The following is a 15,296-nucleotide window of genomic DNA, read 5'->3' on the forward strand; positions in this document are numbered from 1 at the left end:
AGGTGACCGACGAACCACCCCTGCGCCGTCGGGCCGCCGAAAGTCGTCCGGGAGACACACCGCACCACCCGCCGTCGGCCCTGCCAGTGCCGGAGGGAGCGGGGGCCCACCCGACCGCCGGCGGGCCCGTGCCGCCGACCGACTCCGCCGCCCGCCCCGAGGACGCCCCCGCCGACGGACCGGTGCCGCTGACCGCCCCACGCGACGGCACGCCCGAGCCGGTGACCACGCCGGAAGAACTCGAGGAGGTCCTGGCCCGCTTCGCCGCGGGGACCGGCCCGGTGGCCCTGGACGCCGAACGCGCCTCCGGATACCGCTACAGCCAGCGCGCCTACCTGGTGCAGCTCCGCCGCGCGGGCGCCGGCACGGCGCTGATCGACCCGCTCCCGCTGGCCGACCTGACCGCGCTCGACGAGGTCATCGGCGAGGCCGAGTGGGTGCTGCACGCGGCCAGCCAGGATTTGCCCTGCCTGGCGGAGCTGGGGCTGCGTCCCCGGCGCCTCTTCGACACCGAACTCGCCGCCCGGCTGGCCGGCTTCGAGCGGGTCGGCCTCGCCGCGCTCACCGAGCAGCTACTCGGTTTCAGCCTGGAGAAGCACCACTCGGCGGCGGACTGGTCGAGCCGGCCGCTGCCGGAGTCCTGGCTGACGTACGCCGCGCTGGACGTGGAGTTGCTGGTCGAGCTGCGTGACGCGCTCGACGCCGAGCTGTCCCGGCAGGGCAAGTCCGAGTGGGCGGCCGAGGAGTTCGCCGCGGTGATCCGCAACGGCACCCGCCCACCCCGGGTCCGCGCCGAGCCATGGCGCCGCACGTCCGGCATCCATCGCGTACGCGGCGCCCGGGCGCAGGCCCGGGTCCGGTCCCTGTGGTACGCGCGGGACCAGATCGCCGCCCGCCGCGACGCCGCCCCGGGGCGGGTGCTGCCGGACTCGGCGATCGTCGCCGCCGCGGAGTTGGACCCGAAGGACGAGAAGACCCTGCTCACGCTCCCCGGTTTCGGCGGCCGGTCGGTGCGTCGGCTGGCCCGCACCTGGTTGGCCGCGCTCGACGACGCCCGGAAGCTGCCCGACGACGCGCTGCCGGTCGCGCCGGCGGTCGAGGGCCCGCCGCCACCGCACCGGTGGGCCGAGCGGGACCCGGTGGCCGCCGCCCGGTTGGCCCGCTGCCGGGAGGTGGTCGTCCAGGTCGCCGGCGCGCACACGCTCCCGCCGGAGAACCTGATCGCCCCCGACTCGGTGCGCCGCCTCGCCTGGGTCCCCCCGGAGGACGTCACCGACGGGACGGTGGCGGAGACCCTTCGCGGCCTCGGCGCCCGGGAGTGGCAGATCCACCTTCTCCTCCCGGCCCTGACCAAGGCGCTGATCGACCCACCGCCCGCTCCCTGGCCCGGTTGATCGAGAGGTTTGCGTCCGCGGCCCGCCGGTACGCTGACGCGAACCTCTTGATCAACTCGTCGGGGCCTCCGGTCGGGCGAGGTGTGGGGTGGGCCACACGGGGGGTGGTGTTCCCGTTGGTTACTGGCGAGTAGCATCCGACTAAACGCCAGTGCCGGCTAGGAGGCTCCAAGTGCCCCGTGAAGTTCGGGATGTCGTCTTCGTCGACGGCGTCCGTACCCCGTTCGGCAAGGCGGGTGGCATGTACGCCAACACCCGCGCCGACGACCTGGTGATCCGCTGCATCCGCGAGCTGCTGCGCCGCAACCCGCAGCTGCCGCCGGAGCGGGTCGAGGAGGTCGCCATCGCCGCCACCACGCAGATCGGCGACCAGGGACTGACCATCGGCCGGACCGCCGCCCTGCTGGCCGGCCTCCCCAAGACGGTCCCCGGTTTCGCCATCGACCGCATGTGCGCCGGCGCGATGACCGCGGTCACGACGGTCGCCAGCGGCATCGCCATGGGCGCGTACGACATCGCCATCGCCGGCGGTGTCGAGCACATGGGCCGCCACCCCATGGGTGAGGGCGTCGACCCGAACCCGCGGATCATCGCCGAGAAGCTCGTCGACCCGTCCGCGCTCGTCATGGGCTCCACGGCGGAGAACCTGCACGACCGGGTCCCGCACATCACCAAGGAGCGCACCGACGCGTTCGCGCTCGCCTCGCAGCAGAAGACCGCCAAGGCGTACGCCAACGGCAAGCTCCAGGACGACCTGGTGCCGGTCGCGATCCGCGACCCCGAGGCCGGCTGGGGCCTGGCCACGGTGGACGAGGCTCCCCGGGACACCTCGATGGAGAAGCTCGCCTCCCTGAAGACGCCGTTCCGCCCGCACGGCAAGGTCACCGCGGGCAACGCGGCCGGCCTCAACGACGGCGCCACCGCAAGCCTGCTCGCCGCCGAGGAGACCGCGCGCGAGCTGGGCCTGCCCGTCGCCATGCGGCTGGTGTCGTACGGCTTCGTCGGCGTCGAGCCCGAGGTCATGGGCGTCGGTCCGATCCCGTCGACCGAGAAGGCGCTGCGCATCGCCGGCCTGACCATCGACGACATCGGCCTGTTCGAGCTGAACGAGGCGTTCGCCATCCAGGTGCTCGCCTTCCTCGACCACTTCGGCATCGCCGACGACGACCCCCGGGTCAACCCGTGGGGCGGCGCGATCGCCATCGGTCACCCGCTCGCCTCCTCGGGTGTGCGGCTGATGACCCAGCTCGCCCGGCAGTTCGCCGAGCACCCCGAGGTCCGCTACGGCCTCACCGCCATGTGCATCGGCATCGGCATGGGCGGCACCGTGATCTGGGAGAACCCGCACTGGGAGGGCAACAAGTGAGCGCGCTCGCGGCACCGAACGAGGTGGTCACCAAGGCGCTGCTGCGCGCGGTGAACGTACCGGGGCTGGACCGCCCGGCCGCCCTGATCACCCTGGACAACGGCTTCGACCACACCAAGCCGAACACCTTCGGCCCGGGTGGCCTGACCAGCCTGGACGAGGCGATCACCGCCGCGCTCGCGGCGAACCCGGCGTTCATCGCGGTCACCGGCAAGCCGTACATCTTCTGCGTGGGCGCGGACATCACCGGCCTGCCACTGCTCGCGGACCGCGAGCAGGCCCTGGAGATCGGCCGGCTCGGCCACCGGGTCTTCGCCCGGCTCAAGGACAGCGGGATCCCGACCTTCGCGTTCGTCAACGGCGCGGCGATGGGCGGCGGTCTGGAGCTGGCCCTGCACTGCCACTACCGGACGCTGTCGGCCGGCGCGGCGGCCCTCGCGCTGCCCGAGGTCTCGCTCGGCCTCATTCCCGGCTGGGGCGGTACGCAGCTGCTGCCGAACCTCATCGGCATCCCGGCGGCGACCCAGGTGATCATCCAGAACCCGCTGATGCAGAACAAGATGCTCAAGCCGAAGCAGGCCACCGAGATGGGCATCGCCGACGTCCTGCTGGAGCCGGCGGACTTCCTGGAGCGGTCCCTGGAGTGGGCCGCCGGCGTGGTCCGCGGCGACGTCACCGTGACGCGGCCCGAGGTCGACAAGGACATGTGGGGCGGTGTGCTCTACTTCGCCCGGCAGACCCTGGACCAGCGGCTGCACGGTGCGGTCCCGGCCGCGTACAAGGCGCTGGACCTGCTGGAGACGGCGAAGGACGCGGACTTCGCCGCGGGCACCGCCGCCGAGGACGAGGCCCTCGCGGACCTGGTCTTCTCCGAGGAGCTGCGCAGCGGCCTGTACGCGTTCGACCTGGTGCAGCGGCGGGCCAAGCGACCGGCGGGCGCGCCGGACAAGGGCCTCGCCCGTCCCGTCACCAAGGTCGGCATCGTCGGTGCCGGCCTGATGGCCAGCCAGCTCGCGCTGCTCTTCGCCCGCCGCCTCCAGGTGCCGGTCGTCATGACCGACCTGGACCAGGCCCGGGTCGACAAGGGCGTGGCGTACGTGCACCAGCAGATCGAGAAGTCGGTCAGCAAGGGCCGGATGGACAAGGGCACCGCCGCCAAGCTGTACGGCCTGGTGAGCGGCTCGGTCGACAAGTCGGTCTTCGCCGACGCCGACTTCGTGATCGAGGCGGTCTTCGAGGACCTGAACGTCAAGAAGCAGGTCTGGGCCGAACTGGAGAAGATCGTCAAGCCCGAGGCGGTGCTGGCCACCAACACCAGCTCGCTGTCGGTGACGGCGATGGCGGAGGACCTCGAGCACCCGGAGCGGGTGGTGGGCTTCCACTTCTTCAACCCGGTCGCGATGATGCCGCTGCTGGAGATCGTCCGCGGCGAGCGGACCGACGACGTCACGCTGGCGACCGCGTTCGCGGTCGGCAAGCAGCTGAAGAAGTCGTCGGTGCTGGTCAAGGACGCCCCGGCGTTCGTGGTCAACCGGCTGCTCACCCGGTTCCTCGGCACCGTCTTCGCCGCCGTCGACGCCGGCACCCCGCTGGACGTGGCGAACAGCGCGCTGGACCCGCTGGGCCTGCCGATGCGCCCCCTGGCGCTGCTCCAGCTCGTCGGGCCCGCCGTGGCGTACCACGTCGGCGGCACCCTGCACGCGGCGTTCCCGGACCGGTTCGGCGTCAGCGAGAACCTGAAGCGGATCGCCGACTCCGGCCAGCCGATCGTCGTGGACGACGAGATCAACGCCGAGGTGGCGAAGCTGCTCGTCGTCGGCGACCAGCCGCTCACCGCGGAGCAGGTCCGGCAGAACGCGCTCGACGCGCTGGCCCAGGAGATCCGGCTGATGCTCGACGAGGGCGTGGTCGCCGAGGCGCAGGACATCGACCTGTGCATGATCCTCGGGGCCGGCTGGCCGTTCCACCTGGGCGGCGTCACGCCGTACCTGGACCGGACCGGCACCTCCGAGCGGGTCACCGGCAAGCGGTTCCTGCCGCTCGGCGCGGCCAGCCTGTCCAAGTAGGACGTCCTCCGCTCCACCGCGATCGCGGTGGCCGCCCCTCCGGCGGCCACCGCGATCGCCGTTCCACGGCGTGGTCCGGGGCAGCGGAACCGCCGGCGCGCCCGCTACGATCACCCGTTCGCATCTTCGCGCCTGGAGCTGATGTCATGTCCTCACCGCCGGTCGACCCCTGGTCCGGGCAACCGGAGCGCGGCTCGCACCCCGGTTCCCCGCCCGCTGTCCCGCCGCCTCCGCCCCCGGGCCAGTGGGGGTCGCACGCCGGTGCCCACGAGCCGCAGCCGGGTGGCTGGCCGCCGGCACCCGGCTCGCCCCCCGCGGGTGGCGCCGGGCCGGCGGGCGGCTGGCAGCCACCGCCGCCGCCGGCGGGCTGGGCCGACCCGACCCGGCCCGCAGCTCCGCCGACGGCCGCCTGGCCGACCTCGCCGCAGACCACGCCGACGCGCTCCTGGCCGGAGGCCACACCGCCGCCCACCCCGGCCGGCGGCTGGCAACCACCGGCGGAGACATGGCCGCCCGCGGGTAGCGGGAACCCACCGGCCCCCGCCGCGGGCGGTTGGCCCGGCCCGCAGCCGGGATCGCGGCCGTCCGCACCCGCCGACCAGCCCACCCAGGTGTTCGCCGCGATTCCCCCGGCCGACCGGCCGACCAGCGGTCCGGGGTACGGCCAGCCGACCTCCGGCGGTCCGGGGTACGGCCAGCCGACCTCCGGTGGCCCCTCCTACGGCCAGCCGACCTCCGGGGTGCCCGGCTACGGCCAGCCGGCCGAAAGCACGCCGTACCCGCAACCGGGCGCGTTTCCCCCACCGCAGCCCGGCGGCGCGCCGGCCCGGCGGTCCAAGCTTCCGCTGGTGCTGTCGCTGGGCCTGGTGGGCCTGCTGGTGCTGTGCCTCGGCGGTGGCGGCCTCGCCTACGTCGCCCTGTCCGGGAGTGACGAGGACCCCGCACCGGTGCCGTCCTCGGCCCCCAGCGGGGACGCCACGCCGCGTGCCGCCGCCGAGGAGGAGACCCCGTCGGCCGAGCCCAGCGCCGAGCCGCGCATCCGGCTCGTCGCGCCGAAGACCCTCGGTGGGCGGGCGAAGAGCACCGACCCGGAGCTGCGAGCCCTGGCCGACGAGATGGTCCGGGACATGAAGTCGACGGTACGCAGCGAGAGCGGCGCGGTCGGCGCCTTCTACGGCAGCCCGGAGAAGCAGGACATGGTGATGATCGCCGGCGCCTCGGGTTTCGTCCTCGACCCCAAGCGGGAGCTGGACGACGCCGTCAAGGCGCTCTCCGCCGAGCTGAACGTCCGGCGGATGTCCACCGTGTCCCCCGGCCCGCTCGGCGGCGTGGCGAAGTGCGGCGACGGCAGCGCCTCCGACATCGACCTCGGCGTTTGCGTCTGGGCCGACCAGGGCAGCGTGGGCATGATCGTGATGTTCTTCTCGTCCGCCAGCAAGGCGAAGTCCGAGTTCGCCTCGATCCGGGGGCAGGTCGAGAAGCGCTCCTGACCAGTGGGGGCCGCGGCGGGGTCGGCATCTCGACGGGGACGCCGACCCGCCCGGCCCACCGGCGAAATTGATCACCTTGGCGGGCGGCGGACGGTGGCACCGGGACCACGCTCGCTAAGCTCACGCGTCGCGTTGTCGAAGACCTGGAGCTGACCATGTCCCAGCCGCCAGTCAATCCGTACCCTTCCCAGCCGGGCAGCGGCGCCCCGTACGGCGCACAGCCGGGCGCCTACCCGCCCCCGCAGCAGCCGGGCGCGTACCCGACAGGCCAGCAGCCCGGCGGATACCCGACACCCCAGCAGCCGGGCGCGTACCCGGCGGGCCAGCAGCCCGGCGGGTACCCGCCGCCGCAGCAGCAGCCCGGCGGCTTCCCGCCGCCCGTACCAGGCGCGCCCGGTCAGCCGTTCGGCGCGGCGCCGCCGCCGAAAAAGCGGTCGGCCGGCAAGGTCCTGCTGATCGTGCTCGCGGCCGTGCTCGTGCTCTGTCTGGGCGGGGCCGCGGTCGCCTTCTTCGCCGTCAAGGACGAGGTCAAGGAGACCGTCGACGCCACGAAGATCCGGGTCGTCGAGCCGGACACGCTCGCCGGCCGGCCGAAGGTCACCGACGCCAACCTCCAGGACATCAGCCGGCAGTTGGAGGCCGAGCTGAACAAGTCCCTTCCGGACGCCACGAGCACCGTCGGGGCCTTCTACGGTGACCCCGCGAAACAGGACCTGGTGATGGTGGCTGCCGCCTCGGGCCTCAACACCGACCCGACCAAGACCCTCGACGAGACGATCACCGGAGCCCGGCAGAGCGATGTCCAGGTCGGTGAGATGTCCTCGGTGGACCCGGGACCGCTCGGCGGGGAGGCCAAGTGCGGCGATGCCCAGGCCAAGGGCGTCCCGATCGGCGTCTGCGTCTGGAGCGACAAGGGCAGCCTCGGCATGATCATGGTCTACTTCAAGACAGGCGCGGACGTGCAGAAGGAGCTGGCCACGATGCGCGGCCAGATCGAGCAGAAGTCCTGACGTCGAACCGGACCGACCGGGCCCCGCCCACCACCTGGGCGGGGCCCGGCCCGTCAGTGCCTCAGCCCTGAGCGGCGGCGCTGCGCAGGACGCAGAACTCGTTGCCCTCCGGGTCGGCGAGCACGACTTGACCCGAGCCGTCCGGGCGGGTGCGATCGGCGACGTGCGTCGCGGCGATCCCGAGCAGGCGGGCGGCCTCCTCGTCGCGGGTCCGGTCGGTCGGTTCCAGGTCGAGGTGCAGGCGGTTTTTCACCGTCTCACGGCTTCGCACCGCCGGGCTGCTCGGCTCGATGGGCTCCATCGGTGACTGCTACGACTGCATGGTCGAGTCGTTCCTCGGCTCGGTGCAGCTCGAGTTGCTCGACCGCCAGCCCTGGCAAAGGCTCTCTGCCCGTCGGTCGTTCGGTGTCACGGCCGGGCATCGAGGAATCGCGTGATTGCAGCGGCGACGGCTTGGTGGTCTTCGAGCATCGGCAGGTGCCCCGTATTCAGGTCGTTCTGCCAGGCGGCGCCGAGTCGCTGGGCGCATCGTTGTTGCAGCGCCATGGGCAGCTCCCGGTCGTTGTTGGTGGTCAGGTAGCCGCGCCACCCGTTCCACGACCGGTGAGCGGTCCGGTCCCGGTAGAGGGCGGGTGACTCGGGGGTGAAGCCGGCGATGATGCGGTCGGCGACATCGTCGTCCAGGCCATGGGCGAGGCCACGTCTGATCGCCGAGTCCGGGGGCCGGGTCCCGGCGAATCGCATCGCGGCACTGAGCACCCACCGGTTCGGTACCGGCATCGCCGAGATGAACGATCCTCCTGGCTGCGGGATCACGGCACTGATCGCCAGGAACGCGCTGACGCGTTCGGGTGCGAGCCGGGCGACTTCGGCGCCGATCACACCACCGGCCGAGTGCGCGACGATCGCGTACCTACCCGGCGGAGCGGAGTCGATCACCGCCTGGGCGTAGTCGCGCAACCGCGCTCGGCCACCCTGCGGTCGGGATGCGACAAAGGTCTGCTGCCCTTCGCCGAGGTCGCGGCGGACGTCATCCCAGATCCAGGCGGGAAGCCCGGCGCCGCTGAGGAACATGATCGGATCGCGTGAAGTGCTCATGACGCCATTGTCACCGTCCAGCGCTGTCACCGGCATGGCAATTTCCGGTGGATGATTGATCCGCACCGACCGTCGTCAAGGTAGAAAACGTGTTGACGAGGGCAGCTGGGTATCGGCGCCCACCTGCATCTCGGTAACGATGTCCTGGTCACACGCACCCCGAATTCCCAAGAATGGGGCGACCACGGCCGCCCGGAGAAAGCAGACGCAAGCCATGCGCCACAGCACCGCCATCCCATTGGGATTGGCGACATTGTCGCCGCCGCCCTGCACCTGCCTTACTTCGAAATACTGCTTCCTACCCATAAGTGGCCGCCGAGCGCGTGGCACGGCGGCCACCGGGCCGCTGCGAACTGGTGGGCCTATCCGGCGGTCACCACAGAAACGCCATTGTTCCAGGCTCGCACGCCGGACAGGCGTGTGTAGCCGGAGATACAGCCGTCACCGAAGCTGATGATGCCCATGGCCCGGACACTCCCGTTGCCCATGCCCTGATAGACGGCCCCGCCGGAGTCTCCCGGACGAACGCCTTGACAGTCCCAATAGCCGCTGGTGGTGGCGTGCTGCACGACGGTTATGTGGGAAAGGACAACGCCCTGAACCACGCCGTGCCAATCAGGGTCGGTGACGAACTGGCGGCAGGTCTGACCGGTGGTCAGTCCGCTGGTGCAGACCTGTGTGCCGACAGCCGGCGTGCCGTAGCTCGCGCCGCCGACCGGCAGGGAACTGCAATAGCCCGTCCCTACCGGGCAGTTGTAGACGCGTGGGCTGTAGGTGGATCCGTTGATCAGCGCCCAGTCGCCGTACTTGTGGGCGGAGCCCTGGGTCGGTGCTCCCAACTCGCCCCCGAAAGTGGTGGTGTGCTTGGTGCCGAAGTAGTACTCGGCGGCCGGCTTGGTCGCCGAGGTGAACGTCGCCGCCCACAGGTCCGGGTAGTTCGTCCCGCCCGGCAGGCAGTGCCCGGCGGTCAGCTGATAACGACTGCCGCTGAGCGCCACCGCGAACGAGGTCGAGCACCTGCCGCGCTCACCAGTGTGCGGGTCGTTCCACAGGCGCACGCCGGCTCCGGCATAGTGCGGGGCGCTGTCGCGGGAGCGTTCCTCGGTCAGGGTCTTCATCTCGGGCATCTCGCGGAACACCACGGCACTGCCGAACCGGGTCTTCAGCTCGGTCCGCAGCGCAACCGAGTCCAGCTCCGACAGGTACACGATGGCCACGCCCCGCGACGGGTCGGCGCCGACACCGCGCAGCGTGCCGCGGTGCAGCCCGGCGTCGATCATGTCCTCGATCTGGTTCTTGACGTCGTACATCTGCGCGCGGCTGCGGTCGCCGTGCCGGAACCTGATCTGGGCGGTGGTCACGGCATCGGCTTCTGCGGCGCGGGCCTGGATGTCCAGCCCGTCGGGCAGCGTGACGGCCAGTCCTGTGTCGGTGACCTCGACGCCGGTGTAATCGCCGGAGGACGTCTCGATAAGCGACTGGACGCTCTCAGCGCCATCGAGGATCTGCTGGGTGGCCTCGCCGGTCGGCGGGGCCGCGGTCTCGAACGCGATACTGGTTGGCGAGACGAACTCCGCCTCCTCGAAGACGTAGGTCCCGGCCTGCGCGGCGGCCGGGGCCAAGGTCACCAGTAGCAGAGCAGTACTGATGAGCGCAGCTATACGCAATCTCATGCGAACTCCGAGCATAGAGGGATCGTGGACGGCGCGGCCGCGCAGACCCAACGTAGACACCTGCGACGCGTACGATCAACGGTGGCGAATGGCAGAAAACTGCCACCGTGCAGGTGCGGTGACAGCCAAATGAGGTCCACGAACCCATCGCCCGAAAACCGAAGCACAGCCTGCCATCGGCTGCATGACATCCATAGGGGCGTCAACTCGCTATCCACTACCACGCCACCGTGCACATCACCACGACCAACGAGTGGCTCTGACGAGGCTTATGAAACACGGCCTGTACGGCAACGGCGGGTTCGAGAGACAACGAACTGACTGCTCGCCGCGACTGGCGAGTCGAGGACGACCTGAGCATTGTGGGCAGCGGTTCCCTCCGTTGCGGGTCCGCCCGGCGTCTGTCCGGATGAGGAGGGCGATCCGCTTGACGACTGAGGACCGTGCCCGGGACGGCTTCGCCGATTTCGTCCGGGCCGAGACCGCCGGGCTGACCCGGTTCGCGTACCTGTTGACCGGCGACCGGCACCACGCCGAGGACCTGGTGCAGGTGGCGCTGGCCCGTGTCGCGGTGCGCTGGGAACGGCTTGACGACCCGGCCGCCTACCTGCGCCGGGTGCTCTACACGCAGGCGGCGAGCTGGTGGCGGTGGCTCCGGTCCCGCCCGCCGGAGCGGCTGGGCGGAGCGCCGCCGGAGCGGGCCAGCCCCGACGAGGACGCGGACCTGCGGCTGGTGCTCCGGGCGGCGTTGGCCCGGCTGACCGTGCGGCAGCGCGCGGTCCTGGTCCTGCGCTACTACGAGGACCGCACCGAGATCGAGACGGCGGCCTTGCTGGGCTGTCGAGTCGGCACCGTGAAGAGCCAGACCCGGCACGCCCTCGGGCGGCTGCGCGTCCTCGCCCCCGAGCTGGCCGAGCTGGTCGGCCGTAGCCCCCTGGAGGTGACCCGATGACCCCCCGGCTCAGCGAGGCGCTGCGTCGCCTCGCCGACGATCTGCCGCCCGCACGCGTACCGGACGGCCTCTTCGACGCGGCGCGGACCCGGCACCGGCGTCGCCGGTCCACCGTCGCCGGCGCGCTGGCCGTCCTGGTCCTGCTCCTCGGCACCGGGTACGCGCTGCACCCGGTGGCCCTGCCGGCGCCCGCCGCTCCGCGCTTCGACGCCCCCGGCCTGCCCAACCGACTCGTCGCCCCGCCGCTGCGTACCGCCTCGGTGCGGGACTCGGCACCCGGTGCGGCGGCGATGCTCTTCGGCGGCCCGGCTGTGCGTACCGACTGGTTCGAGACGCGGATGGGCGTGCTGGCCGCCGACGCCGACCGATACCGGGTGCTGGACGCCGGGCCGGTCACCCCGGGCTTCGATGCCCTGCTCTCTCCGGACGGCCGGTACGCCTGGGTCGGCGCGTCCCTGCTGGACCTGACATCGGGGCGGTTCACCCCGGACCGGACGGACGGCTACCCGCTCGCGTTCGCGCCCGATGGCGAGCGACTTGTCTACGCCGACGACGACGCCTTCACCCCGCCGAACACCTACACCACCCCGTACGTCGGTGTCTACGACCGGGAGGTCGGGAAGGACGTCCTGCGAGTTCCGGTCGGCACGGCCTGGATTCCGCCGGGACGCACGGCGGCGCTCTCACCGGACAGCGGCGAGTTGGCCCTCCAGGTCCGTGACGAGATCTGGCTCGCCCGGGTCGCCGACGCCGGTGCCGACGGCGTCGCGGAGCCGTACCGGAAGCTGCCGCTGACCGGCGGGCGGCTCGGCGGGGCCGGGGCCTGGCTACCGGACGGGCGTGCGGTGGCGGTCCTGGACCGGTCCACCTGTACCGACTGCCCGGTGCCCGCCTACCCGCGTACCTGGACGCTGGCCGCCCGGTCGATCGTCGACGGCGCACCGCAGGCCGGCGCAGCGTTCCCGCCGCTGCGCTCCCGCACGTTCGTTCAACTGCTCGGCTGGCGCTCGGCGGACGAGGCGGTCGCACTGGCCGGTGTGCCCGGTCCCGAGGCGGTGGACCGGCCGGAGGACCACGACATCGCCTGGGGCCCGTATCACGAGCCGGGAACGGACCGGGTGGAACTCGTGGTGCTGCGCCGGGGAGCAACGGCGCCGGAGGTGCTCTTCCGCACTCCGGAGGGCATCACCGACCTGACGGTCGCCGCCGACCTGGCGATCGACGGCGCGGTACGCGGGTCCGGCCGCCCCGACCACGGGCCGCTGCCGTTCTGGCTGCTCGCCGTGGGGTTCGTCGTGGTGCTCGTGGTGGCCCTGCCCGTGCTGACGCTGCTGCGGCGCTTGCGCCGTCGACGACTCGGCTGGCACGCCCGCGCCGCCCCCTGATCCGGCCGGCACTTCTATAACAGCTCAGCACCCTAGGCAAGGGAGCTCCCTGCCAGTTGCCGTCAAGGCTGGCGGTGCGGGCCACCCAGTGACTCGGTGACGACCACGAGCTGTCGTCGCTGCGGCAGAATGCCGTTGGGAGGTCGCGATGGACATCAGGGTCTCAGCAGCGGATGAGCCTGCGGAGGCTCGGCCTGGCGTCGAGCGATTCAACACCCTCAGGGAGGTCGAGGCTCGAATTCGCGAACTGGCGGGTGGTGCGTATTCGGTCCTCACCGTGCACAGCCCAAAACGCAAGGCTCCGGACCCGGCCCGCCTAGCCACCTATCTCGACTGGCTGGCCGCCGGCTCGTCGTGGCGGACGATCCTGCCGCGATCGGTGCTGGCCACGCCGGGCTACCTGGACTACTCTCTCGTGCTGCACCGGGCCGGCGACCTCCATCGCGTCGCAGACGTCCCCGTCCAGCAGATGGTCATCATCGACCGCACCTACGCGTTCGTGCCCGCCGTCCCAGACACCTACGCCGCTGCCGCGCTTCAGCTCACCGAGCCCGGTGTGGTGGCCGCCCTGGCCGACCTCTTTCAGCAGGCGTGGGACCGGGCGACCGATCTGGAACTGGCCTGCGAATCTCAGCCGACCGATGAACAGCGGCAAGTTCTGAGCCTGATGTCCAGTGTGGACAAGGATTCGGTGGCGGCACGGCGAATGGGCGTATCGCTGCGCACCTATCACCGCCACGTGGCTCACGTCATGTCCCGACTCGGTGCTGCCAACCGTTTCCAGGCCGCCGCACGAGCCAAGGAACGGGGCTGGATCTGAGGACTGGGACGCCTGGTGCGGCTGGAGTAACTAGTGTCAAAGCGCAACCGGTTGTGCCGCCGCACCGGGATGGGTACATCTTCACATCGCGGCCGGACGACCCGCAGCCCCGTGGCGACACGATCACCGGTCGCCGTCACAGCGTCGCGTCGGGGTCCGGCCCGACGTCCGCCGCCGGCAGCGTCACCGTCACCTCCAGGCCGCCGCCCGGTTGCGCGATCGCGTTGACCGTGCCGCCGTGCGCGTCGCAGACGGCCCGCACGATGGAGAGCCCGAGTCCGGAGCCCCGGGCGCCGGTCCGCTCCCGACCGCCCCGCCGGAACGGCTCGAACAGCCCCGGCACGTCGGCCTGGTCCACCTCGAAACCGGTGTTGCCCACCACCAGCCAGGACCGCCGGCCGTCCGACCCGGTCCGCACCCAGAGGCGGCCGTGCAGGTGGTTGTAGCGGACCGCGTTCTCGATGATGTTGCCGGCGAGCCGGTCGAGGAGCCCGGGGTCACCGACCACCGGCGCCGATTCCAGCGACGTCTGCACCCGCAGGCCGATGCGCTCGACCTCCCGGCGTACCGCTGTCAGGGCGTTGGCGGTGGCGGCGGCCAGGTCGCACTCCGTCCGCCGGGCGAGGCGGCGGCCGGCCTGCGCTTCGCTGCGGGCCAGCACCAGCAGCGCGTCGACCAGCCCGTTGGCGCGTTCGGAGGCGTCCCGGACCACGGTGGCCATCCGGCGGTACTCGGCCGGGTCCGCCTCGTCGTCGCTGAGCGTCACGTCGATTTCGGTACGCATCACGGCGAGCGGAGTCCGCAGCTCGTGCGAGGCGTTGGCGACGAACCGCTTCTGCGCCTCGAAGGCGGCGGTGATCCGGTCGAGCATCGCGTCGAAGGTCTGCGCCAGCTCGGCGACCTCGTCGTCCGCCCCCGAGTATCCGATGCGCTGGTCGAGGGTGGTCTCGCCGAGCCGCCGGGCGGTGGCGGTCACCTGGTGCAGCGGCCGCAGCGCCCGCCCGGCGACCGCGTACGCGCCGGCCACGCCGACGACGCCGATCGCCAGCAGCGCGGCGAGGCCCTTCGCCAGCAGCTCCCGGCTCGCCGCGTCGACCAGTTGCCGCTGCCACTGCGCGGCGTCCAGGGACCGGCCGTCGGCCAGCACCACCGTGGTGCCGGGGAGCAACTCGTCGGTGGGGCGCAGCGCGTCGCGGACCAGCAGCCACGCCAGCAGCACCAGGATGGCGCCGGCGCCCACCAGCAGGACGCCGTTGAGCAGCGTGAGCCGCAGTCGCAGGGTGGGCCGCAGCCGGCGACCGCGCGTCATGACGCCGCCTCGGCGACGCGGTAGCCCGCCCCGACCACGGTCTCGATCAGCGGCGGATCACCGAGCTTCTTCCGCAGCGTCATCACGGTGACCCGGACGATGGTGGTGAACGGGTCGGTGTTCGCGTCCCAGACCCGTTCCAGCAGCTCCTCGCTGGAGACGACGGCGCCGCGCGCCTTGAGCAGTTCGCAGAGCACGCCGAACTCCTTGTTGGTCAGGTCGACCGGCACGCCGCCCCGGGTGGCCACCCGGCGGGCCGGGTCGAGCACCAGGTCGGCCACCTCCAGCACCGGCGGGGCGGCGGGGGTGGCGCGCCGGCCGAGCGCCTGCACCCGGGCGACCAGTTCGTCGAACGCGAACGGCTTGGGCAGGTAGTCGTCGGCGCCCAACTGCAACCCCTCGACGCGGTCCGCGACCGTCCCGCTCGCGGTCAGCATCAGCACCCGGGTCAGCGCACCCGAGGCGGCCAGCTCGGCGCAGATCTGGTCACCGTGCACGCCGGGCAGGTCCCGGTCGAGCACCACCACGTCGTACCGGGTGACGAAGGCCATCTCGTGGCCGCTGTCGCCGTCGTACGCGACGTCCACCGCCATGCCGCGCTTGCGTAACCCCCGCGCGATCGCGTCGGCGAGGTTGCGTTCGTCCTCGACCACCAGTACCCGCATCCCGGCCTCCTCGCGCCCGACCACCCGACAACCTAGTGCCGGCCGCCAAGCCCTGGTCCGCGCCGGTC

13 protein-coding genes and 1 pseudogene are annotated in these 15,296 nt (G+C 72.1%); 9 read left to right on the forward strand and 5 right to left on the reverse strand.

The genetic code is table 11. The annotated features are described in order from the left end of the window. Positions 1-2: 2 nt before the first annotated feature. The 6 genes from GKC29_RS26525 (at position 3) to GKC29_RS26550 (ending at position 7,326) form a co-directional block, all read left to right on the forward strand. Entirely contained in the window at positions 3-1,394 is a 1,392-nt protein-coding gene (locus tag GKC29_RS26525) for a ribonuclease D (protein WP_155333405.1), read from the forward strand. Positions 1,395-1,566: 172 nt separating this feature from the next. Further along, positions 1,567-2,760: a thiolase family protein gene (locus GKC29_RS26530; protein WP_155333406.1), complete on the forward strand. Its 1,194-nt coding sequence runs from the start codon at positions 1,567-1,569 to the stop codon at positions 2,758-2,760. Beyond that, positions 2,757-4,826, forward strand: a complete 2,070-nt coding sequence (locus tag GKC29_RS26535; RefSeq protein ID WP_155333407.1) for a 3-hydroxyacyl-CoA dehydrogenase NAD-binding domain-containing protein — start codon at positions 2,757-2,759, stop codon at positions 4,824-4,826. The genes GKC29_RS26530 and GKC29_RS26535 overlap by 4 nt, the downstream gene beginning before the upstream one ends. 244 nt (positions 4,827-5,070) lie before the next feature. Further along, positions 5,071-5,349: a hypothetical protein gene (locus GKC29_RS26540; RefSeq protein ID WP_155333408.1), complete on the forward strand. Its 279-nt coding sequence runs from the start codon at positions 5,071-5,073 to the stop codon at positions 5,347-5,349. An 88-nt stretch (positions 5,350-5,437) separates the two neighbouring features. Beyond that, on the forward strand, positions 5,438-6,316 hold the full coding sequence (locus GKC29_RS26545; RefSeq protein WP_155333409.1) for a hypothetical protein: 879 nt from the start codon (positions 5,438-5,440) through the stop codon (positions 6,314-6,316). A gap of 155 nt (positions 6,317-6,471) precedes the next feature. Further along, positions 6,472-7,326, forward strand: a complete 855-nt coding sequence (locus tag GKC29_RS26550) for a hypothetical protein (protein WP_155333410.1) — start codon at positions 6,472-6,474, stop codon at positions 7,324-7,326. A 61-nt stretch (positions 7,327-7,387) separates the two neighbouring features. Here GKC29_RS26550 and GKC29_RS26555 read toward each other — a convergent pair. The 3 genes and pseudogenes from GKC29_RS26555 to GKC29_RS26565 form a co-directional block, all read right to left on the reverse strand. After that, positions 7,388-7,582 (reverse strand): annotated as a pseudogene (locus tag GKC29_RS26555) (VOC family protein); the annotation flags it as partial. A 152-nt stretch (positions 7,583-7,734) separates the two neighbouring features. Then, entirely contained in the window at positions 7,735-8,490 is a 756-nt protein-coding gene (locus GKC29_RS26560) for an alpha/beta fold hydrolase (RefSeq protein WP_155333411.1), read from the reverse strand. A gap of 296 nt (positions 8,491-8,786) precedes the next feature. Beyond that, positions 8,787-10,052: a hypothetical protein gene (locus GKC29_RS26565; RefSeq protein WP_155333412.1), complete on the reverse strand. Its 1,266-nt coding sequence runs from the start codon at positions 10,050-10,052 to the stop codon at positions 8,787-8,789. A gap of 454 nt (positions 10,053-10,506) precedes the next feature. On the opposite strand from GKC29_RS26565, the gene GKC29_RS26570 reads away from it, so the two are divergent. From GKC29_RS26570 to GKC29_RS26580, 3 genes are all read left to right on the forward strand, one after another. Continuing rightward, entirely contained in the window at positions 10,507-11,049 is a 543-nt protein-coding gene (locus GKC29_RS26570; RefSeq protein ID WP_155333413.1) for a SigE family RNA polymerase sigma factor, read from the forward strand. Beyond that, positions 11,046-12,434: a hypothetical protein gene (locus GKC29_RS26575; RefSeq protein ID WP_155333414.1), complete on the forward strand. Its 1,389-nt coding sequence runs from the start codon at positions 11,046-11,048 to the stop codon at positions 12,432-12,434. The genes GKC29_RS26570 and GKC29_RS26575 overlap by 4 nt, the downstream gene beginning before the upstream one ends. 148 nt (positions 12,435-12,582) lie before the next feature. Then, on the forward strand, positions 12,583-13,254 hold the full coding sequence (locus GKC29_RS26580; RefSeq protein WP_155333415.1) for a response regulator transcription factor: 672 nt from the start codon (positions 12,583-12,585) through the stop codon (positions 13,252-13,254). Between the two features lie 136 nt (positions 13,255-13,390). Here GKC29_RS26580 and GKC29_RS26585 read toward each other — a convergent pair whose 3' ends face one another. Further along, positions 13,391-14,563 carry a cell wall metabolism sensor histidine kinase WalK gene (locus tag GKC29_RS26585; protein ID WP_155333416.1) on the reverse strand — a complete coding sequence of 391 codons (1,173 nt, stop codon included), beginning with the start codon at positions 14,561-14,563 and terminating at the stop codon, positions 13,391-13,393. After that, the gene (locus GKC29_RS26590) at positions 14,560-15,228 is read right to left on the reverse strand and encodes a response regulator transcription factor (RefSeq protein WP_155333417.1); all 669 of its coding nucleotides are present in this window, start codon (positions 15,226-15,228) and stop codon (positions 14,560-14,562) included. Before GKC29_RS26590 ends, GKC29_RS26585 begins: the two co-directional genes overlap by 4 nt. Positions 15,229-15,296 lie beyond the last annotated feature (68 nt).

Origin of the sequence: Micromonospora sp. WMMC415, from assembly GCF_009707425.1 — a bacterium.
In the GTDB taxonomy this organism is placed as follows: domain Bacteria; phylum Actinomycetota; class Actinomycetes; order Mycobacteriales; family Micromonosporaceae; genus Micromonospora.

Coding starts and splice junctions, on each gene's coding strand:
- GKC29_RS26570 (WP_155333413.1), top strand. CDS start 10,507: ATGAGGAGGGCGATCCGCTTGACGACTGAGGACCGTGCCCGGGACGGC.
- GKC29_RS26590 (WP_155333417.1), bottom strand. CDS start 15,228: ATGCGGGTACTGGTGGTCGAGGACGAACGCAACCTCGCCGACGCGATC.
- GKC29_RS26585 (WP_155333416.1), bottom strand. CDS start 14,563: ATGACGCGCGGTCGCCGGCTGCGGCCCACCCTGCGACTGCGGCTCACG.
- GKC29_RS26550 (WP_155333410.1), top strand. CDS start 6,472: ATGTCCCAGCCGCCAGTCAATCCGTACCCTTCCCAGCCGGGCAGCGGC.
- GKC29_RS26580 (WP_155333415.1), top strand. CDS start 12,583: ATGGACATCAGGGTCTCAGCAGCGGATGAGCCTGCGGAGGCTCGGCCT.
- GKC29_RS26575 (WP_155333414.1), top strand. CDS start 11,046: ATGACCCCCCGGCTCAGCGAGGCGCTGCGTCGCCTCGCCGACGATCTG.